The sequence below is a fragment of the Falsiroseomonas sp. RANM36 genome (assembly GCF_056682175.1).
In genome coordinates this window covers 1-249 of record NZ_JBWXTD010000079.1, presented here as the reverse complement: position 1 = coordinate 249, position 249 = coordinate 1, and the positions used below count along the sequence as shown (strand labels likewise).

The 249-nt window shown below is 65.1% G+C and carries 1 pseudogene; it reads left to right on the top strand.

The features are described from left to right. Positions 1-124: 124 nt before the first annotated feature. Positions 125-249: pseudogene (locus tag AC1MIR_RS27925) on the top strand (IS3 family transposase); the annotation flags it as partial.

Sequence of the window (249 nt, the reverse complement as noted above, 5' to 3'; positions counted from 1 at the left end):
ACCAGCATCCCAAACATGACCCCCGGCATCACCGAGAGCCAACGTGAACCCCTTCACCAGAGGGGTCCCTTTTGGACGCCGATCACCCCTCTCAGGGGGGCCTTTTTCCACGCCGATTCACAGCCCGGCGCTGATCGTCAGCGACAACGGCACCGAGCTGACCTCGCACGCGATGCTGCGCTGGCAGCAGGAGCGTGGCGTCGCCTGGCACTACATCGCGCCTGGCAAGCCGCAGCAGAACGGGTTCGT